The organism is Hymenobacter busanensis, from assembly GCF_008727865.1.
In the GTDB taxonomy this organism is placed as follows: domain Bacteria; phylum Bacteroidota; class Bacteroidia; order Cytophagales; family Hymenobacteraceae; genus Solirubrum; species Solirubrum busanense.
Window position 1 is genome coordinate 607,136 of record NZ_VTWU01000001.1, and the last position, 24,101, is coordinate 631,236.

Here is a 24,101-nt window from a genome sequence, read left to right on the forward strand (position 1 = left end):
AGCCTGGCCCCGGCCACCATTCCCGGGCAGAGGCAAGGTCGGGTAGCCGCCGTGCGTTCAGGTGTCGCACCGGCGTTGGCTACCGACCTGTTCGTCGTTGTTCCGGGGTGTTCGGGAATGTATTGAGCGGGTAAGATGCGGTAGTAAAGCCGGGCAAGTCTCCTGCTCTCTACCGCTTTTCGCTGGTAATTGCCGCAGAGGCGGAATTAGCTGCGCCAGGGGCGCCGGGCTTCCCGTCACTCGAGGCATAAGCCGCTTCCACCACGGCCATGGTCTTGATGACGTCCTCCACGCTGGTGGGCAAGACGTCGATTTCGCCGTTTTTGAACTGCATCAGGCTGCCCATGGTGCCCATAAAGGCATCCGGAAACCACGAGCCCTCCAGCGCCACGGTGTGCCAGGTCGGGGCTTCACCCTCGCGCAGCAGGCAGTACTCGAACTGGTCGGGCACGCCGTGGGGGTAGTCCATGAGTAGGCCCATGCGGGTTTTGATGGCGCCCTTGGTGCCTTCCCACTTGATGAAGCTTTCCTGGTTATGCGGCCCGAAGGAGTGGTCGTGGTTGGTGTTGATGACCGCGTGCAGCGTGTCGCCGTAATCAAACAGGATGGTGGACCGCGACGAGGACAGGGCCTTGGCCGGGTGCCGGAGCGTCTTGGCCATGACGCGGCTGGGCTCGCCCAGAAAAGAGCGGATCAGGTCGATGTAGTGGATGCTGTGGTACTGGATTTCCAGGCGCGGGTGCACCATCACGTGCGGAAACAGCTCCCAGGGCGTCTCCAAGGTCACGCGCACTTCCATATCGTACAGCTCACCGATGAGGCCCTGGGCCAGCATGTGGCGGGCGGCGGCCACGTAGGGGGCGAAGCGCAGCTGGCAGTTGATAGCGGCCACCAGGCGCTTGCGGCGGCAGACCTCCAGGATTTCCTGGCTTTGCCAGAAATAGTCGCCCATGGGTTTCTGAATGAGCACCCCGGCGCCGTCGGGCAGCTGCTCCAGCGTGGCCACGAACTGCTCGGGCATGATGGTCACGTCGTACACCGCGTCGGCGGGGGCGTGGGCCACGGCTTCGGCTACCGAGTCGTAGACGTGCGGGATGTTCCACTCGGCGGCCAGCTTTTCGGCCCGGGCGCGGGTGCGGTTGGTGATGCCCACGACCTCGAAACCGGCCTTGCGGTAGGCCGGCAAATGGGCGTCGCCCACGATGCCGCCGGCGCCGATGATGACGATGGGCAATGGGCGGGCGGGCCGCTGGGGCTGGTAGGGAATCGGGGTGCCGGCTATGCTAAACATGATCCAGAGCTTTTTCCAGGGCGTTGATTTTGAGTTGGCCGGCCGCCAGCAGCCCGGCTACCGGCTCATCGGTATTAATAGCCCGCAGCACCACCTCGTCGATGACGTGGGCCAGCTGCGCCCAGTTGGCCTTGGCGGGCAGCGTTTCGGCCTGCTCGTGCAGCGCGGCCAGCTTGTGGTAGTAGGGTACCTGGGCGTTAATGTCGGCGTCGTGCCAGGTCGAGAGCCGGCAGCCGATACCGCCTTCCAGCGTCAGGCGCTTGTCGTTTTCCTCACTGAGGGCGAAGCGGATAAAGTCGTAGGCCACGTCCTGATGCCGGCTGCCGGAGCCGATGCCATAGAGCCAGTATACGTTCAGCGAAGCGGAGCGTCCCTGCGGTCCTGCGCCGCGCGGCACGACGGTAATGTCGACCTGGCCGCGCACCGGGCAGGCCTCGTCCACCTCGCACACGGCCGCGAAGCCAAACCAGTTGATCATCAAGGCCGCCTCGCCCCGGGCAAAGGCCTGCCCCGCCCGCACCGACTCGTACTGCATGGACTGCGGGTGAATGGCCGCCGGGTCGCGCAGCAGCTGGCGGTAGAAGCTCAGGCCCGCCCGCGCCGCTTCGGAGTCAATCTGCACCCGGCCCTGCTCGTCGAGCAGCCGGCCGCCGCGCGTCCAGAGCTGCAGGCAGAAGTCGAAGACGGTGTTGTGCCCGTCGGGGTAGCCGGCGGCCACGAAGCCGTACAGCTTCTGCTCCGGGCGGTGGAAAAAGCGGGCCACTTCCTGCAGCTCCGTCCAGGTAGTCGGCGGCTGCAAGGGGCGGCCGTATTGCTGCTGGAAGGCGGCCTGTTCGGCAGGGCTGTCGAACAGGTCCCGGCGGTAAATCAGGCATTCCGGGCCGTCGTGGAAGGGCAGGCCCAGCGTCGTCAGGCCGTAGTCCTGCATCCCCAGCAACGAGGGGCTCCAGCCCTGCGGAAAGTCGGCCGGTGAGTTTTGCCCGATGAGCGGCGCGAGGTCGAGCAGGGCGCCGGCGGCCTGAGCTTCGGGCAGCCAATCGGTGTTGATGTGGGCCACGTCCCAAGCACCGGTTTCGAGGCCCTTATCGGTCAGCAGGCTCTGGTGCAGCGGGTGCAGGTCCATAGCCACGAACTCAGCGGGCAAGGTGCATCCGGAAAGCGCGCAGTAGGCCGCCCAGAGCTTCTGCATGTGGGCTTCGAAGGGCGCGAACTTGCGCACCGCCACGCGGAAGGGCTGTTGCTCAGGCATCTTGGCGGACGTTGCTGGTCATAAATTCCTGCTGCAGGCGGGCATTGTCCTGGCCCAGCTGGGGCGAGCCGACGGGCGAAGTCAGCCGCTCCCCGTCAAGGCGGATGGGGCAGCGGGTGGTCTGGTACTGGTAGCCATCGGTCATGTGCACGGTCTGCGTCATGTCGAGGCCGCGGAAGCCTTCGTGCTGCAGCAGCTTATCCCAGGTCAGTACATTGGCGCACCAGATGTCGGCCGGCTCCAGCACGGCCAGCCAGGCTTCGGTCGTGTTGGTGCGCAGGTGCTGGGCCAGCGTGGCCTTGATTTCGTCGCGCTGCTCGAAGGCTTGTTTCGGGTCGGGGTACGCCAGCAGCGCGGGGCAGCCAAGCAATTCGCCCAGCTTCGGAATCGAGCCCATAGCCAGGGCGAGGTAGCCGTTCTGCGTCTGGTAGATGCCGTAGGGCGCGCCGAGGTAGGCATGGGCGCTGTTGTGGCGGGTGCGCTGGGGCAGCTGCCCGCCGTCGTTGAAGAAGGTGGTCAGCGTCTCGAACTGGAAGTCGATGGCCGATTCGAGCATGCTCACCTGCACCAAACCTCCCTCGCCGCGCAGGCTGCGCCGCACCAGGCAGGCCATCAGCCCCTGCGCCAAATGCGCTCCGGCCAGCATATCCACAATGGACAGGCCCATGGGCACCGGGCCGCTGCCCTCGTTGCCGCTCAGCCAGGTCAGGCCCGAGACGGACTGCAGCAGCAAGTCCTGACCGGGCTTGTCGCGCCAGGGGCCGTCGGGGCCGTAGCCCGATATTTCGCCGTAAACGACGCTGGGATTTTGCGCCCGCACGCTGGCGTAGTCGAAGCCCAGGCGCTCCATCACGCCGGGGCGGTAGTTGTGCATCACTACGTCGGCGCGGCGCACCAGTTCCCAGACCTGGGCGCGGTCGGCTTCGCTTTTGAGGTCGGCGGCGAAGCTTTCTTTGTTGCGGTTGATGGCGTGAAACACCGACGACTCCCCGTTCATGATGACGTTGGAGGTGTACAGGTGGCGGCAGATGTCGCCGGTTTCGGGCCGCTCGATCTTGATGACCCGCGCCCCGAAATCGGCCAGGCGCAGGCCCGCCGAGGGGCCGGAGAGGAACTGGCTGAAATCAACCACTAAATAGTCTTCGAGCGGCTTCATGGGCAATACTTGCTTTAGAACGTTCTGACGTGGCGCCTCACCCCCCGGCCCCCTCTCCGAAAAGGAGAGGGGGAGCCAGACGACTTGGGTTCGGGGCGGAAGACACGAAGTTTCTTGTCGGTGACTGGATTTAGTGGTTAGCTAGCTGAAATTCCCGGTCGATTTCGGCCGTGTGCTGGCCGGGGCGCGGGGCGGCCTGGGGTGAGTACAGCTTCCGGCCGTCGATGCGGATGGGGCAGCGGGTGGTGGTGAGCTGCTGGCCATCGGGCAGCGTCACGTGCTGCTGCATGCCCAGAGCCTGAAAGCCGGGGCTGCTGGTGGCCTGCTGGTAGTTCAGCACCTCGGCGCACCAGATGCCCAGCGGCTCCAGTGTGGCCAGCCACTCCTGCGTGGGCTTTGCGCGCAGGGCGGCGGTTAGGCGTTCGGCAATGTCGTCGCGGAACTCAAACCAGGAAGCCGGCTCCGGATAGGCGTCGAGGATGCCGCAGCCGAGCGTCGCGTCGAGCTGGGGCAGGTTGCCCATGGCCAGGGCCAGGTAGCCGTTCTGGGTGGGGTAGATGCCGTAGGGCGCGCTGAGGTAGGGGTGGGCGGTGCCGCGCACGGCCCCGCGCCGGGGCAGCTGCCCGCCGTCGTTGAAGTGGGTGGTCAGCAGCTCAAACTGCATGTCCAGCACCGATTCCAGCAGGCTGGCTTCCACCAGCACGCTCCGGCCGGTCTTGCCGCGCTTTAGCAGGCCGGCCAGCAGCCCCTGGGCAAAGTGCGAGCCGCAGATAATATCGGCCACGGCAATACCGAAGGGCGTAGGGCCATCCTCCCGGGTGCCGCTCAGCCACGTCAGCCCCGACATCGACTGCACCAGCAGATCCTGCCCCGGCTTGGTGGCCCAGGGGCCGGTCGGGCCGTAGCCCGTCACCACGCCGTAGACGATGCGCGGGTTCAGGGCGCGCACGGAGTCGTAATCGAGGCCGATTTTCTCCATGATGCCCGGCCGGAAGTTGTGGGTCAACACGTCGGCCCGGGCCAGCAGCTGCTTCACGCGGGCCAGGTCCTCGGGGTTTTTCAGGTCGGCCGCGTAGGATTCCTTGTGGCGGTTGATGGTGTGAAACACCAGGCTGGAGCCGTCGACGAACAGGTTTTTGATGGCAATCTGCCGGCCGGCCTCGCCCGCGCCCGGCCGCTCAATTTTGATGACGCGCGCGCCGAGGTCGGCCAGGCGCAGGCCCGCCGAGGGCGCGGCCAGAAACTGGCTGAACTCGATGACGAGCAGACCTTCCAGGGGAAGTGACATGGATTTGGTTGATCGTGTCATGCTGAGCTTGTCGAAGCATCTCTACCGCTTCGTTGAAGTGTGTCTGACGAAGCGGTAGAGATGCTTCGACAAGCTCAGCATGACGTTCCTTTAGGTCGTTCTACTTAGCGTTGCGCAGCAGCTTCGGTGACTTGGGCTTCGGCCGCCTGCATCTGCCGTGACTCGCGGTAAAGCTGATTCAGCTGTTGCAGCAACGCCCGCTCGTCGCCGCCGTGCATCAGGTACTGGCGCACCGGCTCGCCGGCGTGGTCCTGGAAAAACATGTGGCCGTGGTAGCGCGGGCGCAGGAAGGCGCGCTGCAGCGTGGGCAGGGTGGCACGGAAGTAGTCGTGGCTCTGCTGATTCGTATGCGCGTCCTGCCAGGCGGCGAGGTGGCCGGGCTGGCCCCCGTTGTCGAAGTACAGCGTCTGCTGGCAGCCGGGCGAGGCCACGAACTCAGCGTAGGCAGCGGCCACGTCGACGTGCTGACACTTCGCGGAAATAGCCAGGCCGGTGCCGCCGAGGGTGCTGCGCATGGGCGTGCCGCCGGGCTGCAGGCTTACCAGGTCGTGGAAGTGCAGCAGCTGGCGGGCGTAGCCGCGCCGGGCGTAGTTCGAGTAGCCGTAGGCGAAGGGGCAGTAGGCCAGGGAGTCGGTCTGCGTCATGGCCTCGTACACCTGGATGGGGTTGCGCTGGAAGCAGGCCGCATCGACCTTGCTGGCCAGCTCGCGGAACATCTGCAGCGCCTGTACGCCCACGGCTTCGCTCACCACTTCGTCCTCGCGCTGGCAGGGGTCTTCGCCCAGCGAGCAGCAGAACATGTAGAAGCTCATCAGCGTGTCGATGGGAATCAGCGCGAAGGCCACCAAGCCGCGGTCGGCCAGCTGCAGCAGCTCGTCAAACGTCTGCGGAACGGCTAAACCGTGCTTCGCCAGCAGATCGGGGCGGCTGGCGGCTACGGGCGTGGCCGCGTCGATGGGCAGGGCCCACTGGTGGCCGCTGAAGCTGTAGCTTTCGTAGGAGTGGCCTACCGTGTTGGCCTCCTGATCGGCCAGGAAGGCAGCGGGCAGGTGCTCGTCGAGCGGCAGAATGGAGCCGGTGCGGGCGGCGAAACCGGCCCAGGGGTGGTCGATGACCAGCAGATCAAACCGCTCGGCCAGCTGCTGAATGGACTCGTCGGCAAACTGCTGCAGGCTGCGCTTTTCCCAGGTGATGCTCACGTTCGGGTGCAGCTCCGAGAAGCGCTGCGCGGTTGCGGCCATCGGCACGAAGCCGCGGCTGTGGTTCCAGGTAATGCCTTTCAGGTGAATGTGTTCGGCGGACATGGTAGAGCGGTGCGCCTCACCCCCCGGCCCCCTCTCCGAAAAGGGAGAGGGGGAGCCAGACGCAGGTTTCAGCGGCTTTGATGAAATGAATTGTAGGAACTAGCGTAGGGAGCCGGTTGCGCCGGCGGGCGGCGTGGTTTGCCGGGCCGTCGGGGTGGGGAACGGGACGCGGCGGGCCAGCTCGGCGGGCTTTTTCTTTCCATCCACCGGCAGCAGGTAGAAGCTGTAGCGGTAGGGCTTGGAGGGCAGCTGGTACTGCGGAATCGGGGCGGCCTGGTCATCCCAGCTGGTGTTGCCGCCCACGCCCATCTGGGCCAGGTCGAGGTTCAGGCTGATGAAGCCGGCGTCCTTGAGGCGGTTGGTGTGGCGCGCGGTCTGGATGTTCTGCTCGGTGAAGGGCAGCGCCGTCATGCTCAGCAGCGAATCGGCCACCACCAGCAGGCCGCGGCCCTGCTTATCGGCCAGCTGCAGCCAGCGGATGTCGGTGCGGGTGCCGAATTCCTGGGGCACCACGTAGGAGTCGGCGGCCGTGGGCAGCGGGTGCGCGTAAATGCCCGCGTCGATGCCGTAGCGGCGGTCCAGGTAGTTTTCCCAGGGGCCGCGGCCGTAGTAGCTGAGCTGGTCGTAGCTGCGCTTGATACCGCCCTGCAGGCCCACGCGGGGCAGGTTGGGCAGGCCGGCGGCGGGCGTCAGCGCGTAGTCGACTTTGAGCACCCCGTCACCGTTCACCGTGTAAGTCACGCGCACTTTGGTGGTTGCGTCGATGAGGCTATAGGTGCTGGTGAGGCTGGCCAGGCCGGCAGATTTATCCAGGGTCAGGCTTTCGAGCTTGGGCTGAGCCTCAAACCAGGCTTTCAGCTTCTTGGGGGCCTTCCAGCCGCGCCGGTCGTTGTCGGTGAGCGGACGGGTGAAGTGCGGCAGCAGCGGGGCGGCCAGCTGCTCGGCGCCGTTCTGCTGGTAGCTCGTCAGCGCGCCGGTCGTTTTGTCGATGCTCACCTGGAAGCCTTTGCCGCTGACGACGTAGGCTTTGGCGTCCTCGCGCACGGCTACGGCAGGGAAATTCTTGGCGGGCTTCGCGGGCTGGGCCAGGCCGGTCAGGGCCAGCTGGTTAGCGGCTACTTCGTGGCCTTTCGGCGCCCACGCGGTGGCCTCCGGCAAGGTGAACGAAACCGTAGCCAGGTACTCGGCGCCAGCTTTGAGTTTGGGCAGGTAGGGCCGCAGGCTGATAACCGTGTCGCGCTGAGCGGCCAGGCGCAGGCGCGGCAGCGGCTTGGTGGCTACCACGCGGCCGTCCTCGCGCAGGGTCAAGGTCAGCAGGTAGTCGGCGGCCGACTTGCTGGCGTGGCGGTTCTGCACGCGTACCAGCGCCCGGCCGGCGTCCGTCAGCGTGGTTTCCAGCGGCTGATTCACGCGCTTACACTCGTAGAGGGCGGCCTTCGGATTGCCCTCGGAGTCGGTGATGCCCTTGATGGTGAAGTCGTCGTAGTACTTCTCCTGAAAGTCGCCGCCGTAGGCGTAGTAGGCCGTGCCCACGGAGTCGCGCTTCAAGAGGCCCTGGTCGCGGTATTCCCAGATGCAGCCGCCGATGATGCGTTTGGTGCTGCGCCAGGCGTCCCAGAACTCCTTGATGTTGCCGGTGGCGTTGCCCATGGAGTGGGCGTACTCGCAGAAGAAAATGGGCCGGTTGTCGCCGTTTTGCTGATTAGCCAGCAGCTCGGCGGTGAAGATACCGGGGTACATGCGGCTGACCATGTCCACGTAGGCCTGGTCGCGCGGCACCTGGATGCGGTAGGCGTGGTTTTTGGGGTAGCCGGGGTCGGAGGGGCTGATGTAGCCGTCGAGGTGCGGGTCGCCCTGCGCCGGCTCGTAGTGCAGCGGGCGGGTAATGTCGAAGTCGTGCAGCCAGGCGGCCATGGCGGCGTGGTTGGGCCCCCGGCCCGACTCGTTGCCCAGGCTCCAGAACACCACCGAGGGGTGGTTTTTGTCGCGCAGCACCATGCGCATGCTGCGCTCCTGGTAGGCGGCGGTCCAGGCCGGGTCGTTGCTGAGCTTGGCGCCGAGGCCGTGGGTTTCCAGGTTGGCCTCGTCCATGACCAGGATGCCGTACTCGTCGCAGAGGTCGTAGAAGTACGGGTCGTTGGGGTAGTGCGAGGTGCGGATGCAGTTGAAGTTGAACTGCTTGAGCGTCATCACGTCCTTGCGGATATCCTCCCGCGACACGGCCATGCCCTTCGTGGGGTGGTGGTCGTGGCGGTTGACGCCGTAGAGGTAGGTGAGCTTGCCGTTGATGAGCAGCTTACCCGTCTGCTTGTCGAACTCCACGGCGCGGAAGCCCACCTTGCAGCTCTTGCTTTCCAGCACCGCGCCCGCCTTATCGGTCAGCGTCAGCACCAGCGTGTAGAGGTTGGGCGTCTCGTCGCTCCACTTCAGCGGACTGGGAATGGTGGTTTCCAGCAGCCCGAACTTGGCGTTGTCGAGGCGCGGGTACGGCTCGTTGATGATACTTTCGGCGGTGCGCTGCAGCGGCTGCGCCAGGACCGGCTTACCAGCTTTGTCGTAGAGTTGGGCCCGAACTTCGTAGCCCTTCAGGTCGTTGTCGCCGGTGAAGTTTTCCAGGCGGGGCCGAATGCTCAGCGTCGCGTTCTGGTACTGCTTGTCCAGCTTGGCCTGCCAGTGGAAGTCCGCCAGGCGCATCTTGGGCTCGGCCAGCAGCAGCACTTCGCGGTAGATGCCGCTGAGGCGCCAGTGGTCCTGGTCTTCGAGGTAGGAGCCGTCGGACCAGCGCATTACCTGCACCGATACGGTGTTTTCGCCGGCCTGCAGGTAGGGCGTCACGTTGAATTCGGAGGGCAGGCAGCTGTCTTCCGCGTAGCCCAGAAACTTGCCGTTCACCCACACTTTAAAGGCCGAGCTGACCCCGCCGAAGTGCAAAGTCACGTTCATGCTCTGCCAGTCGGCTGGCACCGAAAACGTGCGCTGGTAGGAGCCTACGCCGTTGTAGTCCTGGGGCACGAAGGGCGGGTCGACGGGCCGGAACGGGTACTTGGCCGATTTGTAGATGGGCAGGTCGTAGCCGTTCATCTCCCAGTTCGCGGGCACGGTGAGTTGCTTCCAGCCCTGCACGCGGTTGCGCTGGAAGTCTTTGGGCGCGTCACTGGGCTTCGGCGCGAAGCTGAAGTCCCAGCTGCCGTTGAGCGACATCAGCCGGCCGGATTTCTCGCGGTTGCCCTCCAGCGCGGCGGCCTCGGAGGCGAAGGAATAGGCCGTGGCGCGGGCCCGGTCGCGGTTCAGTTCGGTAATCTGCGGAATCTGCCAGCCGTCGGCCTCGGGGCCGGGGTACACCCGCGGTGGGTGCGACACGCCGGGGAAGAAATACACGCTGGCTTCCTGGGCGTAGGTGGCCGCTGGCAGTAGCAGAGCCGCCGTCACGGCCGCCCAGACGTGGCGCCTCACCCCCCGGCCCCCTCTCCGAAAATGGAGAGGGGGAGCCGGACGATTTTCGCGGCTGCTGGAAGGAGGGAGGTGCTGATTCATCAGGTTGGGTTCTTAGTTGCCGGCTACCGAGGTGGCCGGATTATTCTTGGTGGAAGCGGAGCCGGAGGCGCCGCTTTTCAGGGTAATGCTGGCCGGCTGCAACCCGTCGGCTGTGGCGCGCAGGGTGATGGTGCCGGCCTGCTCCGAGGTCTGCACGATGGCCAGGCACTGGCCGTTGTAGGCCTTGCGCTCCGTCGCCTTGAAGGGCTCCAGGCTGGCCTGGTAGCCGTTGTCGACGCCGGCAATGCTGGCGGGGCCGCTCAGGTCGAACTTCACCTGCTGGGCCGCGTCGGGCACCAGGTTGCCCTGGGCGTCGAGCACGCGCACGGTCACGAAGGAGAGGTCCAGGCCGTCGGCGCGCAGGGCGCTGCGGTCGGCGCTCAGCTCAATTTTGGCGGCCGGGCCGGCGGTGCGGATGGTGCGCGTCAGCACGGTTTGGCCGCCCCGGCGCGAGACTGCCTGCAGGGTGCCGGGCGCGTAGGGCACCCGCCACATCACGTGCAGCTGGTCGGCACCCTTCTTCTTCACGCCCAGCGACTTATCGTTGAGCAGCAGTTCCACCTCGTCGGCCTGGCTGAAGTAGGCCCACACGTCCACCGTTTGGCCAGGGCGCCAGTTCCAGTGGGGCAGCAGGTGCAGCACGGGTTTGGTGGTCCACTCGCTCTGGTAGAGGTAGTAAGCGTCCTTGGGGAAGCCGGCCAAATCGATCAGGCCGAAGTAGGAGCTGCGGGCCGGCCAGGGGTAGGGCAGCGGCTCGCCGAGGTAGTCGAAGCCCGACCATACGAAGGTGCCGGCGATGAACGGGCTGCGCTTGACGGCCAGCCAGGCCGGCTCGTGCGTCGAGCCCCAGTAGGGCCGGGCGTTGTCGTAGGAAGAGGCGGTGAAGTCTGCGTTGCCGGTGGTGAGCTTGGTTTTGCCGTCCAGGGGCCAGACGCGGACGCTGTCGGAGGGCAAATCGTAGTGGCCGCGCGTCTCAAAGGCGGCGGCAATTTCGGTGGCCAGGAAGGGCTTGCCGGGGAAGCTCTGCGGCAGCTTGGGGTAGCCCTCGTGCTTGTAGTTGAAGCTCAGGATGTCGAGCACGCCGCCCTGGCTGATAAAGTTCTTCTCCGGCTCCTGCTCGGTCAGCGCCGAGGTGACGGGCCGGGTCGAATCCAGTCGCTTCACGGTGGCTACCAGCTCCTTGGTGAGCCGCACGCCGGTGCTGTCGAACTGCTCCCGGATTTCGTTGCCGATGCTCCAGACGATGATGCTGGGGTGATTACGGTCGCGCCGCACCATGTCCTGCAAATCCCGCCGGTGCCACTCTTTGAAGTCCTGGTGGTAGTCCTTGCCGTTCTTTTTCTTCTGCCACATGTCGAAGGCCTCGTCCATGACGAGCAGGCCCATCCGGTCGCAGAGGTCCAGCAGCTCCGGGGCGGGCGGGTTGTGCGACATGCGGATGGCGTTGCAGCCCATGCGTTGCAGCAACTGCAGCTGCCGCTCAGCCGCCCGCACGTTGAAAGCCGCCCCCAGCGCGCCGAGGTCGTGGTGCTGATTGACGCCCAGAATCTTCAGCGGCTGCCCGTTCAGCGAAAAGCCCGTCTGCGCGTCGAAGGCAAAGGTGCGCACCCCCAGCGGCGTTTCAACCTCGTCCACGGCCGTTTTGCCCTGCACGAGCCGCGTCTGCACCCGGTACAGGTAGGGCCGCCGCACCGACCAGAGCTGCGGCTTTGGCAGGTTCAGCGTCTGCGTCAGCACGGTGGTCGAGTCGGTCAGCTGCACGTTGTCGGTGGCCTGCCGGGCTACCGTCTTGCCCTGCGCATCCAGCAGCAGCGTTTCCACCCGCACCGGCCCGGCGCCTTTGCCGGCGGCGTTGCGGATAGTCGTCTGCAGGCGCACCGTGGCCGCTTCGGCGCTGACCTGGGGCGTCGTCACGAAGGTGCCCCAGTGGTCCACGGCTACGGCCGAGGTCGTCACCAAGCGCACGTTGCGGTAGATGCCCGAGCCGGAGTACCAGCGCGAGTTGGGCTGGGCCGAGTTGTCGACGCGCACGGCCAGCACGTTGGCCTGCCCGGCGGGCCGCAGGTGCCGGGTCAGCTCGTAGCGGAAGGAAATGTAGCCGTTGGGCCGCTTGCCGAGCAGCTGCCCGTTCAGCCACACCTCGCTGTGCTGATACACCCCGTCAAACTCGATGTACACGCGCTGATTCTGGCCGGCCTTGGTGCTGAACGACTTGCGGTACCAGCCGATGCCCGTCGGCAGGCCGCCGCCCTCCGGTTTAGCCGGATTCAGCGCGTCAAACTTGCCTTCGATGCTCCAGTCGTGGGGCAAGTTGAGCTGCCGCCAGCCCGCGTCGTTGAAGCCGGCTTCCTTGGCCTGGGCTTCGTCGCCGAGGAAGAACTTCCAGCCCTTGTTGAAGTTCTCCACCCCGCGCACCGGCGGCTGGGCCGCATCCGCGGGGCGGGCGACGCTGAGCAACAGGAGCAGCAGAAAGGGCAGGAATGGGCGCATGAGAGGAGCAGAGAGGAGGAAGAAAACTCCCCTCCTTTTTGAAGGAGGGGACGCCACCGCTTTAGCGGTGGCCGGGGTGGTTGCGTCGTTGCTGATGTTGGACCGCAGATGGGCTATGATGATTCGCGGATGACTATGATTCGTGCTACTGTCAGAAGGTTACCGGCTGGCGTCAGCAACGACGCAACCACCCCAGCTTTGGCTTCAGCCAAAGCGTCCCCTCCTTCAAAAAGGAGGGGAGCTTCGGGTGGCTAGTTCGTGGAAGCCTTGGCCTCCTTTTTCTTCTTTTCCGGCGGGGCGATGAACGTCACCGTGCTCTTGCCCAAATCCTTGGAGGTAGCCACGGCAATGCCGCGCTGGTCGGGCTTGTTCACGGCGCAGTAGTAGTGGTATACCACGCCCTTGTACTTCACCACGAAGGACTTGTGGGCAAACAGCTCGTCGTAGGGCTCGGAGGGCTCTACTAGGTTCTGGCCGCTCCAGTCGGTCCAGTGGGTCAGGTCGTAGGAGCAGGCGAAGCGGTTCACCGCGCCTTTGATGCCGGGGTAAAAGGCGCCGAAATAGAACATCACCCACAGGTCCTTATCAATGCCGTCCAGCTTCTGCAGGTAGGCGTCGCCGGTGATGCCCTTGTGGTGGTTCAGCACCGGGTTGCGCCGGTAGCGCGACCAGTGCACCATGTCGTCCGACACGGCCATGCCGATGCGCTCGGCCCCACGCTTGGCGTCCAGGGAGTCCCCGTTGGCATTATAGTACATCACGAAGGGGTGCCCGGTGAGCTTCTGCTTATCCCAGATGACGGAGCTTTTGTAGATGGTGTGATTTTCCCACCAGCGCACGTCCTTGTCGTCGGGGCGCAGGACTGGCTGCGGGAGGCGCTGCCAGGGGTGCACCGTGCTCGGGTCCTTATCGGTGGAGGCAATGCCGATGGAGAGCAGGCCCTTTTCGTAGCCCCGGCTCCGGCCGCCGAAGTACGACATCCAGTACTTGCCCTGGTAGGGCTGCCATTCGTAGGAGCCGCCCCACTTGTAGTCCTGCAGGGCCACGTAGCCGGCCTTCTGGTTGGTGTCCCAGTCGGTGGTGTCGGTGAAGGCCAAGAGCTTGCCCTTGTTTTCCCAGTGCAGCAGGTCCTTGCTCTGCGCCAGCCAGGTTTCGTAGCCCCGGCCGTCGTAGATGATGTAGGTCATGTACCACTGCTTGCCCTTGCGAAACACGCTGGGGCAGTCCATCTTCCGCTGGTTGTCGTCGGTGACGAGCACCAGGCCGTATTTGTGGGGCGTTTTTACCTCCTCGTATACCCGCTGCATCACCTGGGCCGACACATCTTTGGGCTTGGCCGGGGATTGGGCAGAGGCCGCCGTCTGGGCGAGTAAACCGGTGAGTAGCAGGCTGGCAAGTTGGAGTTTCATGCGAACGTGAGGGGTAAAAGCAATACGGAGCGTCATGCTGGGTGAAGTCGAACCGAAGGAAGGCGAAGCCAAGCATCTCTACCGAAGTCGTTGCACGAGTCCAGACGAAGCGGTAGAGGTGCTTCGACAAGCGGACGCTAGATGGGGCATGACGTTCTATTCCAGCTGGGTTGCCACGAAGCGGTACACCCCCGAGCCCACCGCAATGCGCGCCCGGCCGCCCTCCACGCCCAGCAGCTTCAGCTCCGGCTGCTGCGTGAGCGGCTGGCCCGATTCGGTGATGCTGGCAGCTGAAGCAGCCGGCAGGTACACGGTGGCGGTAGTATTGGCCGGGATGGTGCAGGTCAGCTCAAAACCGGCGGCTGTCTTTTGCCACTCGCTGCCGATGAGCCCGTAGGGCGAGAGGTGCGTGGCCCGGGCCGAAGTCACGTCGCCCACCGGCTCGGGACGGATGTCAATCTGGTTGAAAGCTACCGAGCCGGCGGCGGGACGAATGCCAGCCAGGCCGCCGTAGAGCCATTCCTGCAGGTGGCCCAGCATCAGGTGGTTGTTTGATACCGTGGGCAGAGCGGCCCAGCTTTCGGTGAGGGCGGTGGCACCCTGGGCCAGCTGGTAGCCGTAGCCGGGCACGTCGGCGCGGCTGTTCATGGCGTAGATGACGTCGGAGCGGCCCGCGTCTTCCAGCACCCGCAGCACGTAGCGGTAGCCGATGTCGCCGGCGGTCAGCGCGTTGTTGCGGCTCTGGATGTCGCGCACCAGGTTCCCGACGACGGCCGCCTGGTGCTCGGGCGCCACCAGGCCCATGTACACGGCCACGGCGTTAGCGGCCTGGCTGCCGCTGGCGTACTGTTTCGTCTCGGGGTTGAAGAACTTCGCGTTGAAGGCCGTGCGTACCTCGGCGGCCAGCTTGTCGTAGCGGGCGGCGTCCTCTGGCTTGCCGAGCAGGCGGGCAATGCCGGCCAGGGTGGTCAAGTCGTAGTAGTAGATGGCGGTGCCCGTCACGCCCATAGGGGTGAGCTGGGAGACGCCGGGCGGCTTGGGGCCCAGGTCGTACCAGTCGCCGAGACCCTGGCTGAGGATGTGGCCCTGGGCCTTGGTGGCGAGGTAGGCCGCGTAGCGCTGCATCATCGGGTAGCTGCCTTCGAGCACCTGCCGGTCGCCGTACCACTGGTACACGTACCAGGGCAGCAGAATGGCGCTGCTGCCCCACTCGGGCGAGTCGCGGAACATGTCGCCGCCCCACTCGAACTTCACGAACTCGGGCGCAATTTCCGGCACCAGCCCGTTTTCGAGCTGCGCCACCTGCAGATCCTGAATGACCTTGCGGCTGAGGGCGGCAATGTCGTAGCGGTAGCGGATGGAGCTGCCCATCAGGTGATTCTGCTCCTGCCAGCCCAGCTTTTCGCGGTGCGGACAGTCGGTAAATACGCTGGCCATGTTGCTCTTTACCGACCAGTCGATGAGCGTGTTGGTTTGGTTCAGCAGCTCGTTGGAGCAGCTAAAGGCGCCCACTTCGGGCGCCGCGTTGCGGGTGTGCAGCAGGCTCAGGGCCCGCACCACCGGGCGGTTTGTGGGGTTGGTTTCGCCCGCGGGCACACCGCCTTCCAGCTGGGCGTAGCGGAAGCCGTAGTAGCTGAAGCGGGGCCGCCAGGTTTCCACGCCCGCGCCGCGCAGCACGTAGGTGAAGTAGTAGGGGCCGCCGCTGTTTTTCTGGGTCACCAGCCCGCCCGCGGTCAGCAGCTCGGCCGGTGCGAGCCGCACCGTGTCGCCGGCGCGGCCCTGCACTTGCAGCTCCACAATGCCCGAGGCGTTTTGCCCGAAATCGTACACGAACCGGCCCGGCTGGGGCTTGCTGACGCGCCGGGGCTGAAACTGCTCGTGCACCCGCAGCGGCTCGGCCTGCTGGGCGTCCAGCCGCGCCGGACCGTCGACTACCAATACCGGCTTCCAGCCCGCGGCTTTAAAGCGCGGCGCGTCCCAGCCCGGCTGCTCCCGGCGGGCGTCGTAGTCCTCGCCGCCGTAGATGCTGCTGAAGGTCACCGGTCCCGGCGCAGTCTGCCAGCTGGCGTCGCTGACCACGTTGTCCTGCGTGCCGTCCTGGTAGTCGAGCTGCACGCGGCAGAGCAGCTTGGGGTAGCCGAAGGCGGTTTTGAGCTTGCGGTAGCGGCCCTTCACCGGCGGCACGTAGTAGAAGCCGTTGCCGAGCAGCACGCCCACCGCGTTGGCGCCCCGGCGCAGCTGCCCGGTCACGTCGAAAGTCACGTACTGGGCGTGCCGGTCGTACTTGGTCCAGGCCGGGTCGAGGAAATGGTCCCCGACTTTCTGCCCGTTCAGGTGCAGCTCAAACTGCCCTAGCCCGCACACGTAGGCCGTGGCCCGGCGCAGCTTCTTCTTGACGGTAAAACCCTTGCGCAGCAGCGGCAGCACGTTGCCGCCCTGGTACGCGTCCTTTTTGCCGTCGACGGGCAGCACCGTCACGTGCTCGGCGGGCAGCTGCTCGTAGGCAATCCACCGGGCGCCGCGCCAGTCGGCGGCGGTCAGCAGGCCCATCTGCCAGCGGGCCGGCTGGCTCCAGCCGGAGGCCTGCTGCCGCTCGTCCCACACCATCACCTTCCAGTAGTAGGTTTTGGTGGCCTGCAGCGCCGGGCCGGCGTAGGGCACCTGGATGGAGGCGGCCGAAGCGGTTTGCTGCGAGTCCCAGACGTTACCCTGGTTGCGGCTGAGTAGCTTTTCGTCGTCGGCTACCAGCAGGCGGTAGGCGCTCTGCCGGGCGTTGCGGTGGTCGGCCTGCAGCTCCCAGCTCAGGTTCGGGGCCGTTTGCTGCACGCCCAGCGGATTGGGGCGGTAACCGCAGCGCAGGTTGCTCACCGTCGGGGCCCCGGCCACCGCCGCCAGCCCGCTCAGCAGCAGCCCGGCCGATAAGGCCGCGGTGCGCAGAACGGAAGCAACCAGGAGAAACGAACGCATGAGCGGCTGGAGCGGAAATGAATCGAGGCAACACGTGGATTGAACGCATCGGAGTGCCTCTGTACAAAAGTAGCCGCTCGGGCAAACCGCTCTTGCCAGCGTTTGGCAAGTTGTTGTACGATGTTAGCACGGCCGCATTTCCAGCGGTGAATGGTCATACCCGGGCTGGAAATGAGCCGAAGCAGGCATTCATTTCAATGGATTAGAGCTCTGCTAGGTGTCCAGGTTCTGAACAAGCTGGGCAGCCGCAGCTCCTTGGTTTTCATCGGATGTCAGCTTCCTACAAAAAAGCCGCGCTGCCCAGAAAAGCAGCGCGGCCTATTCAGGCAGTTACATCTTGCGGTAGGGCAACTATGCCAGCTCCACCATGGCTTTGATGACGCCGGTTTGGGGGTTGAGCCAGCTGGCAAACTCCTGCTGCACCTTGCTGAATGCCACGCGGTGTGTGATGTAAGTGGTTGGGTCTACCAGTCCTTGTTTCATCGAGGCAATGACGTGCTCAAAGTCTTCGCGGGTGGCATTGCGGCTGCTCATCAAGGTGGCCTCGCGCTTGTGGAACTCGGGGTGCGAAAAGCTGATGTCACCCTTCTGCAGGCCCACCAGCACGAAACGCCCGCCGTGGGCCAGGTACTGAAACGCGTTGTTGATGGCGCGCTGGCTGCCCGTGGCGTCGATGACTACCGTGGGCATGTCGCCGGCGGTGAGGGTGCGCAACTGCTCCAGCACATCGGATGCGGCCGCATCGAGGGTGTGCTCCACGCCGAGTTTCTCGCGGCAGAAATCCAGCCGCTGCTGGTTCAGGTCGAGGGCAATGACGCGGCCGCCGGCAATGCGGGCAAACTCCATCACGCCGAGCCCGATGGGCCCGGCGCCCACCACCAGCACGAACTCGCCGGGGCGCACCCCGGCCCGCCGCACGCCGTGGGCGCCGATGGCCAGCGGCTCTACCAGGGCCAGCTCGTCGTAGCTCAGGCCGTGACCGTGCACCAGCGCAGTGGCCGGTACGGCCAGCAGCTCAGTCATGCCGCCGTCGATGTGCACGCCCGCCACGTTGATGCGGGTGCAGCAGTTGGGCAGGCCGTTGCGGCAGGCCACGCAGGTGCCGCAGTTGAAGTACGGAATGAACGTGACAGCGTCGCCGGGCGCAAACCCTTCGGCGCCGCCGGCATCTACTAGCTCACCGGCCAGCTCGTGACCCAGCACCCGCGGGTAGGCAAAAAATGGCTGGGTGCCTTCGTAGGCGTGCAGGTCGGTGCCGCAAATGCCAATGCGCCGAATCTTGAGCAGTGCGTGCCCGGCTGGTACAGTGGGAGCGGGGCGTTGCTGGTAGGCAAACTGCCCGGGTTCAAGGCAAACAAGCGTGTTCATAGGGTGAAGTTGGGGTGCAGGGCCCGAGCGGGCCGCCGGCGGAGTGGGGTGGAACGACAGCACCGCGGCGTATGGGGCCGCGGTGCTGTGCAAGGGTATCCTGAAAGAAGCGCGGTTAGCGAATCGGGTCGAACGAGCCGTTGGGCCAGCCCATGTTCTGGATCATCGACGGGTTGTTGTCGATGGCCGTTTGCGGGATGGGGAAGTAGTAGTACTCCGGCCGCCAGTTGATGGCGTACTTGGTGTCCAGGTTCTTGAAGGTCAGCGTCAGGTAGTCGGTGTACACCTGATCGAGGTTCAGACCGTCGCGGGTGGTGGCGAAGTTGGCCGGTACGCCGGTCGTCTTCAGGGTGAGCGTCACGCCCGTACGACGCTTGCCGTTCAGCACGCTTTCGAATTTCTTCCAGCGGCGCAGGTCCCAGAACCGCTTGCCTTCGAAGGCAAACTCAATCTGACGCTCGTAGAGTATGGCTTCGAGCATTTCGGCGCGGCTCATACCCGGCTGCAGGCCGTAGTCACCGGTCGATTCGATGCCAGCGCGCTGGCGGATGGCGCGGAGCTGGGTGTAGGCTGTGGCCAGGTCGTTGGCGCCGGCGGCGCTTTCGGCCAGGTTCAGCAGCACTTCAGCGTAGCGAATTTCCATCCAGTCGGTGCCCACAAACTGGGCAGAGCCGGCCGCCACGTTCGGGTCGATGGCTTTGCGGGTGTAGAAACCGGTGTTGCTGGGTTTCGAGCCCTCCACCGAGGTGTTGCCGTTGTAGTAGGTCCACAGCTTATAGCTGGTGTTGCCGTTCAGCGGCCAGGTTACCCCGTTGTAGGCAATGGTCTTGTCGAAACGCGGGTCGCGGTTTTTGTAAAACAGCTGGTCCGTGTACGGGTACTTGGTCGATTCGCCGGGTTTCTTGCCGTCCTTCATCGGGAAGGCTTTCACCATTTCCCAGGTGGGCTGGTGCGAGCCGCCGCCGGTGCCGTTCACGAAGGGCCGGGCCGCGTTGTCGAAGGTGTTGGGCTTGCGGGTTTGGTCGCCGGTGGAGTTGTTGAAGCCCGTGATGAATACGGCTTCTTTGTTGCCCACTTCCTGGAACCAGAGCTGGTCGAAGGAGGCGTGGAGGGCGTAGCCGCCGGCGGTGCACAGGATCTGGGCTTCCTTGCTGGCATTGTACGCGGCCGTCCATTTGGCGGCGTCATCGGTGGGGTTGAACTGCGGGCTGGCGGCGTAGAGCAACGCACGGGCCTTGAGGGCAGCGGCGGCTCCTTTGGTCACGCGGCCCCAGTCGGCGTTGTTGGTCCACTTGGTCGGCAGCGAGGCAATGGCCGCGTCCAGGTCGCTAACAATCTGCGCAAAGGTTTCGGTGGTGGTGTTGCGCGGCAGGTACGCTTTGTCGCGAGCCTCCGGGCCCACCGCGTTCAGCGACGACAGCACCAGCGGTACCCCGCCGTACATGCGCACCAGATCGAAGTAGCGCCAGGCCCGGAAAAAGTACGCCTGGCCTTTCAGGCGCTTCTTGGATTGCTCGTTCGGGATGGTGCCCCGGTCTACGGCCTCCAGAAACATGTTGATGGTCCGCAGCTTTCCGTAGTTGTTCGTCACGTTCAGCCCGGTGCCGAAATCCGTTACGTCGTTGACCTGCAGCGTGCCTTCAAAGAATTTGCTTTCCCCAGCCGATTCGTCCGACAGGTTGCTCAGGTTGATGTTTGCAATGGTGTTGGTGGGGCCCCACGAAGGCAGGTTCTGGTCGTAGATGTAGTCGATGTTCATCTGCGCCAGGGCCGAGTCGGCGAAGATCAAGTCTTCGGTGGTCGAGCCCAGGTTCATCTTATCCAACGCGTCTTCGCAGCCGGTGAGCGAGAGGGCACCCACGGAGCAGGCTACCAGGGCAAGGGTGTATATGCGTTTCATGTCGTGCGAGGGGAAAAACTAGAAGCCAACATTCAGACCCAGCGACAAGGAGCGCAGCGTGGGGTAGGAGTCGAAGCCGCCGGAGAAGGTCTTGTAGTCGTAGGGGTTGTAGAAGTTGATGGGGTTGACGGCGACAAAGAACACTTTTACGCTGCCCATGCCCAAGCGCTGGGCCGTGTTTTCCGACAGGGTGTAGGAAACGTTGGCGTTGCGCATGCCGGCCGAAACGGAGCTGCGGAACCAGAATGCCGAAGCCAGGTCGTACGTGCTCGGGTAGGAGGGCGAGGGGTATTTGGCACCTTGGTTTTCCGCCGACCAGTGGTCAGCCCAGAACGCCGGGCGGTTGGAGGTAGCCGTGGCCTGCTTGCGGGCCGCCGATTCTACCATGGCCTGGCCGCCCCAGGAGAGGCCCATGGTCATCGAAATGGTCAGGCCGCGGAACGACATGCTGGGGTTGAAACCAAAGCCGTAGTGGTTGCTGGCTTTCTTGGTCAGGAATTCCTGGTCGACGTCGGTGATTTTGCCGTCGGGGGCCGTGAAGTTGCCGTTGGCGTCTTTGGGGCCGCGAATGTCCTCGTAGTAGAGCATGCCGGCCTTGGGCACCTCGCCCATGATGGTGTAGCCCTTGTGGCTTTCCAGCCACTGGTCAACTTCCGGCTGCGAGCGGAACATGCCCAGGTAGCGGTAGCCCTGCACGCCCATGTCGGTCGAGCGGCCGGTGGGGTCTTCCCAGGTGCCGATTTTGCCTTTCTCCACGTCCACTTTCAGCTGCTTGTTGTCGCTCCAGCTAAAGAACGTGTTCAGGCGGTACGACCAGTCGTCGGTGATGTGGTCGGCGTAGCCGAGCGAAATTTCGTAGCCGAAGGCGTCGAGCGACGAGAAGTTTTCCGACGGCAGCGTAGCCCCGATCAGCTGCGACACCGACGAGGTCAGCGCCGTGAGCATGTTGCGGCGTTTGTCGTAGAAGCCGTCGGCCGACAGGGAAAGTTTGTTGTTGAGGAACTGCGCGTCGATACCGGCGTTGAACTTGGTATTTTCGTCCCAACGGGCCTGGCGGTTGGCCATGGTGTTGTTGGGCGAGAAAATCAGGCCTTTGTCGTTGTTGCCGTTGAACACGGCGCCTTTGCCGCCCTGCAGGTTGTAGTTCGACTGCCAGTTGTAGGCGCGGGTGGCGTCGCCGCCCAGCAGACCTACCGAGCCCCGGATTTTCAGGAAATCAACGGCGGCAACGTTGTCGTGGAAGAACGATTCTTCCGACATCACCCAGCCCGCCGATACCGAGGGGAAAGCGCCCCAGCGGTACTCCGGCGCGAAGTTCGTCGAGGCATCGTAGCGCAGCGAGCCTTCCAGCAGGTACTTGTTGGCGTAGTTGTAGTTGAAGCGGCCCGCGTAGGAGAGCGTCCCCGATTCGGATTCCGATTCGGAAGTGGTTTGCGTGCCAACCGTGTAGCGCATGTTGGGCAGGCCCCCCACAATGGCGCCGCCGGCAAAGGCCGCTACGTCATCGTAGTGCGTTTCCGACTGCTCGAACAGGGCAATGGCCGACACCTGGTGCTTGCCAAAGGTGCGTTCGTAGGTCAGGTAACCGTTCCACTGGTAGCTGTCGGTGTAGTTCGGGTTGATGCGGACCCGGTCGCCGTTGTCCAGCACTGCGGTGCCGAGAATGTCGCCCCCGTAAATGTGCTTATGCTCGCCCAGCATCGAGTAGCGGTACACGGTGATTTTGGTACCGTACTGCTTGCCGAAGCTGTTGTCCATCGTTTTGCTGTACAGCATGCGGGCCTTCAGGCCTTTCACGAAGGGCAACTCGTATTCGAGGGTGGCGTTGATGTTCAGGCCCGTGTTGCGGGTGGACGTGAAGTTGTCCGAGTTCTGAACCTCGAAAAAGTGGAAGGCGTCGAAGTTGTTGCTGGGGTTGCTGATGGGGTTCAGCAGCACCGGTTTGCCGTCGATGTACGGCGTGCTGAACTGCGGCGTGAGCAGCAAGCTGCGCATGTCGTTTTCCGGGTTTTCGCCGCCCTGCTTGAGGAAGTACATCCGCTTCTGCGCCAGGTCGCCACTCAGCGACAAACCGGCTTTCAGGCCGCGGGCCACGTTCACGTCGGTACTGGCCCGGAACGTCCACTTATTCGAGTTGATGTTGTCGAAGTTGGCGTTCTGGTAGTTGTAGGAAACGCCCGCGAAGTACGTGGCCCGGTCGGAGCCGCCGCTCACGTTGAAAGCGTGGCGCGTTACGATGGCCGGCTTCCAGGCTTCCTCCAGCCAGTTGAAGTTGTTGTTGCGGAAGTGCTCAATCTCGTCGGGCGTGTAGTACGCCGCGTCGGTCACCTTGCCGCCCCGCCCCATGTTGTAGTCGTTCATGTAAATGGCGTGCTGCTCACCGGTCATCATGGTGGGCAGGCGCACGGCGTCGGACGAGCCCACCGAGCCGCTGTAGCTGAGCTTGGGCGGGCCGGCTTTGCCCCGCTTGGTGGCCACCATCACCACACCCTGGTTCGAGCGGGCCCCGTAAATGGCAGCGGCGGCGTCTTTCAGGATGGAAATGGACTCTACCTCCGACTGGTCGAGCAGGTTGAAGTCCTCCTCCGTCCGCACCACGTTGTCGATAACGAACAAGGGGTACTCCGTGCCGCCATCTTTCGAGAAGATCTTCGGATTGCGGACCGTAATATGGCCCGGGTCGCCGGGGCGGCCGGTGCCGCCGCTCACGCTCACGCCCGGCAGCTGGCCCTGAATTGCCGTCGAGAGGCTGCCCACCGGCAACTCCTGAATGGCTTTCATGTCTACCACGGCCACAGCACCGGTCAGGCTCGCTTTCGGCAGCGTGCCGTACCCCACAACCACTACTTCGTTCAGGGCGGAGGTTTCGTCGTCGAGCGCAATGTCGAGGTTGGTGCGGCCGGCCACGGGCACTTCTACCTTCTTATAGCCTACCGAACTGAACACGAGGGTCTCGTTGCCGGTCGGCAGGTTGATGCGGAATACCCCTTCTGCATCGGTGGTGGTGCCGGTGGTAGTGCCTTTCAGCACCACGGTTACGCCCGGAATGGCATTGCCTTTGGCGTCTTTCACCGTGCCCGTTACGTTCACGTTGACGCTAACCGGCGCTGCCGGGTGAGGAGCATCGGCCCAGGCGCCGGCCGTGGCAGCCTGAACCGGACCCGTGCTGATGAGGAACCCGACGAGGGGCACGTAGGCCAACCGCGTTGTGGCCCGCAGGGTAAAAGGTGCGTGTAGAGAGTGGGGCATACGGAGTGGGAAAAAGAAGTCGTTGCAGTGTTATTTGGCAGAACCATCGGCTTCGCGGACCCGCCGCGCTTCCCAGTCCTTCCCGGCTTGTTTCATGTCGATACCGGCTGCCGACAGGTAGTTGTTGATTTTGCCTTTGTACTTGCCAAACCAGGCGTGTTTCTGCTCGGAAGTGCCGGCGTCCATGGCCTTTTCGCGGGCTTCCACCAGCCAGGCCAGAATCTGCGTTTTTTGGGCTTCCGTGAGGTTCGGCAGCATGGCCTGGTAGGCGCGGTAGGTGTTGGGGGTCACGCTGTAGGTCATGCCGTCCTTCACTTTCTCCACCTGCGCCGCCGTGAGGTAGTGGCCCAGCTTGCTGAGGTATTTTTGGTGCAGCTTGTCCACGGCCGCCGCGGCTTTGGCTTCCGCCTGCTTGATTTCTTCGGCGGTGGCGGCATCTTGCGGCTTGGCCTTTAGGGTAGCCAACTGGGCCTTGCGGGCTTTGTCCAACTCGCTCAGCTGCCGGTATTGCCCGGCAATGATGTCCTGTACCTTTCCGGCTTTCTTCGCGTCGGCCTCTCCGAGGGTGGCTACAATTTTTGCCGCTCGCTCGTTGATGGTGCGGGTGTAAGCAGCTTCCGGGGTTTCGGCCGGAGCGGTTTGGGCCGTCGTCAGCGTTGCCGAGGCCAGGGTTAAGAGGCCGATGAGCGGGAGGCTTCGAAGCAAGTGGAACATGCGGAGAAATAATTGCTAGACTGGGAGCAAATTACATCCGTTATTCCAGGCACCTATGCACCTTTTCACCAACTTATTGTACGAAATTACCATGCCTCGACAGGGCTTTTTTACTGTGCTGAGGCAACTTCCTATTGAAAAGCCCGTATATCCACGGTTTT

Annotated in this window: 13 protein-coding genes; all 13 read right to left on the reverse strand. The window is 64.3% G+C overall.

Annotated features, from left to right (window positions below; translation table 11 throughout):
- Positions 1-169 precede the first annotated feature (169 nt).
- A complete protein-coding gene (locus tag F0P96_RS02505) occupies positions 170-1,291 on the reverse strand; it encodes a Gfo/Idh/MocA family protein (RefSeq protein ID WP_151077157.1) in 1,122 nt (373 codons plus the stop codon).
- The gene (locus tag F0P96_RS02510; protein ID WP_151077158.1) at positions 1,284-2,540 is read right to left on the reverse strand and encodes an extracellular solute-binding protein; all 1,257 of its coding nucleotides are present in this window, start codon (positions 2,538-2,540) and stop codon (positions 1,284-1,286) included. Before F0P96_RS02510 ends, F0P96_RS02505 begins: the two co-directional genes overlap by 8 nt.
- A complete protein-coding gene (locus F0P96_RS02515; RefSeq protein ID WP_151077159.1) occupies positions 2,533-3,696 on the reverse strand; it encodes a CaiB/BaiF CoA transferase family protein in 1,164 nt (387 codons plus the stop codon). The genes F0P96_RS02510 and F0P96_RS02515 overlap by 8 nt, the downstream gene beginning before the upstream one ends.
- 130 nt (positions 3,697-3,826) lie before the next feature.
- On the reverse strand, positions 3,827-4,984 hold the full coding sequence (locus F0P96_RS02520; protein ID WP_151077160.1) for a CaiB/BaiF CoA transferase family protein: 1,158 nt from the start codon (positions 4,982-4,984) through the stop codon (positions 3,827-3,829).
- Positions 4,985-5,109: 125 nt separating this feature from the next.
- On the reverse strand, positions 5,110-6,309 hold the full coding sequence (locus F0P96_RS02525; RefSeq protein ID WP_151077161.1) for an ABC transporter substrate-binding protein: 1,200 nt from the start codon (positions 6,307-6,309) through the stop codon (positions 5,110-5,112).
- A gap of 99 nt (positions 6,310-6,408) precedes the next feature.
- Positions 6,409-9,738 (reverse strand): glycoside hydrolase family 2 TIM barrel-domain containing protein, encoded by a 3,330-nt coding sequence (locus F0P96_RS02530; protein ID WP_201743882.1) that lies wholly within the window; start codon positions 9,736-9,738, stop codon positions 6,409-6,411.
- Positions 9,739-9,855: 117 nt separating this feature from the next.
- Positions 9,856-12,333: a beta-galactosidase GalB gene (gene galB, locus F0P96_RS02535; RefSeq protein WP_151077163.1), complete on the reverse strand. Its 2,478-nt coding sequence runs from the start codon at positions 12,331-12,333 to the stop codon at positions 9,856-9,858.
- A gap of 251 nt (positions 12,334-12,584) precedes the next feature.
- Complete coding sequence (locus F0P96_RS02540; RefSeq protein ID WP_151077164.1) at positions 12,585-13,742, reverse strand: glycosylase; 1,158 nt, start codon at positions 13,740-13,742, stop codon at positions 12,585-12,587.
- 156 nt (positions 13,743-13,898) lie between these two features.
- A complete protein-coding gene (locus F0P96_RS02545; protein ID WP_151077165.1) occupies positions 13,899-16,709 on the reverse strand; it encodes a family 78 glycoside hydrolase catalytic domain in 2,811 nt (936 codons plus the stop codon).
- A gap of 351 nt (positions 16,710-17,060) precedes the next feature.
- The gene (locus F0P96_RS02550) at positions 17,061-18,077 is read right to left on the reverse strand and encodes a zinc-binding alcohol dehydrogenase family protein (RefSeq protein ID WP_151077166.1); all 1,017 of its coding nucleotides are present in this window, start codon (positions 18,075-18,077) and stop codon (positions 17,061-17,063) included.
- Positions 18,078-18,192: 115 nt separating this feature from the next.
- Entirely contained in the window at positions 18,193-19,977 is a 1,785-nt protein-coding gene (locus F0P96_RS02555) for a RagB/SusD family nutrient uptake outer membrane protein (RefSeq protein ID WP_151077167.1), read from the reverse strand.
- Positions 19,978-19,995: 18 nt separating this feature from the next.
- Positions 19,996-23,226: a SusC/RagA family TonB-linked outer membrane protein gene (locus tag F0P96_RS02560; RefSeq protein WP_151077168.1), complete on the reverse strand. Its 3,231-nt coding sequence runs from the start codon at positions 23,224-23,226 to the stop codon at positions 19,996-19,998.
- 30 nt (positions 23,227-23,256) lie between these two features.
- Positions 23,257-23,940, reverse strand: a complete 684-nt coding sequence (locus tag F0P96_RS02565) for a DUF3826 domain-containing protein (RefSeq protein WP_151077169.1) — start codon at positions 23,938-23,940, stop codon at positions 23,257-23,259.
- Positions 23,941-24,101 lie beyond the last annotated feature (161 nt).

Coding starts and splice junctions, on each gene's coding strand:
- F0P96_RS02525 (WP_151077161.1), bottom strand. CDS start 6,309: ATGTCCGCCGAACACATTCACCTGAAAGGCATTACCTGGAACCACAGC.
- F0P96_RS02515 (WP_151077159.1), bottom strand. CDS start 3,696: ATGAAGCCGCTCGAAGACTATTTAGTGGTTGATTTCAGCCAGTTCCTC.
- F0P96_RS02505 (WP_151077157.1), bottom strand. CDS start 1,291: ATGTTTAGCATAGCCGGCACCCCGATTCCCTACCAGCCCCAGCGGCCC.
- F0P96_RS02550 (WP_151077166.1), bottom strand. CDS start 18,077: ATGAACACGCTTGTTTGCCTTGAACCCGGGCAGTTTGCCTACCAGCAA.
- F0P96_RS02545 (WP_151077165.1), bottom strand. CDS start 16,709: ATGCGTTCGTTTCTCCTGGTTGCTTCCGTTCTGCGCACCGCGGCCTTA.
- F0P96_RS02540 (WP_151077164.1), bottom strand. CDS start 13,742: ATGAAACTCCAACTTGCCAGCCTGCTACTCACCGGTTTACTCGCCCAG.
- F0P96_RS02565 (WP_151077169.1), bottom strand. CDS start 23,940: ATGTTCCACTTGCTTCGAAGCCTCCCGCTCATCGGCCTCTTAACCCTG.
- galB (WP_151077163.1), bottom strand. CDS start 12,333: ATGCGCCCATTCCTGCCCTTTCTGCTGCTCCTGTTGCTCAGCGTCGCC.
- F0P96_RS02560 (WP_151077168.1), bottom strand. CDS start 23,226: ATGCCCCACTCTCTACACGCACCTTTTACCCTGCGGGCCACAACGCGG.
- F0P96_RS02510 (WP_151077158.1), bottom strand. CDS start 2,540: ATGCCTGAGCAACAGCCCTTCCGCGTGGCGGTGCGCAAGTTCGCGCCC.
- F0P96_RS02520 (WP_151077160.1), bottom strand. CDS start 4,984: ATGTCACTTCCCCTGGAAGGTCTGCTCGTCATCGAGTTCAGCCAGTTT.
- F0P96_RS02555 (WP_151077167.1), bottom strand. CDS start 19,977: ATGAAACGCATATACACCCTTGCCCTGGTAGCCTGCTCCGTGGGTGCC.